At 62.5% G+C, this 589-nt stretch carries 1 protein-coding gene; it reads right to left on the bottom strand.

What is annotated here, in order from left to right; all coding sequences use genetic code 11:
* Positions 1-589 (bottom strand): AAA family ATPase (locus VBE63_RS31070; protein ID WP_323686789.1); only part of this gene is annotated, 589 nt, incomplete at both ends.

Genomic DNA, 589 nt, shown 5'->3' with positions numbered 1-589 from the left:
CCTCCTCCGGTGAGCGTTTCAGCTCCACGAAGCTCTCGAAGGCGTAGCCCCTGCGCTTGATCCAGAGCTCTGGCAGATTGGGCGGTGCATCGCTCAGCTTAGCCCGGGCCAGAATCGTGAGACTGCTCTCGGGGTCTGGCTTACAGCCCGATGGAGGTCTTAGGTGGCCGTCATCATTGGGATTCCAGGCTTGGAGCACGGTGGTCATGCGCGAACCATCGGCCAACGCCGATCCCCCTCGGCCACTGTACTGATCCAAGGTCGCGGCACGGGCGTTGGCCTTGCCGGTGTGGTGAACGAAACGCACGCAACAGTCCAGCGTGCGAACAATGCGTCGCGCTGAGGTGATCAAGGCCTGTTCGTTGTCGTTCACGGCGTTCTCACTGGCGCCGAATGACACCAGCGGATCAAAGATCACCACCGCCGGGCGGTCATCGCGATAGGCGCGGCCCAGGTCATCGGCGAGGCGTGTGAGCACCACATTGCCCTGGATCAACTGGGCCAGCTTCAGACTGGAGCCACAGATGTCCCAAAAGATCACGCTATCGAACACGCGGCGGCGCTGAACCTCGGTCAGCTCAAGGGCGGC

The organism is Lamprobacter sp. (assembly GCF_034860625.1).
Classification (GTDB): Bacteria; Pseudomonadota; Gammaproteobacteria; order Chromatiales; family Chromatiaceae; genus Lamprobacter.
The sequence above is the reverse complement of the archived record's forward strand: the minus strand, read 5'-3'. Positions and strand labels throughout refer to the sequence as shown.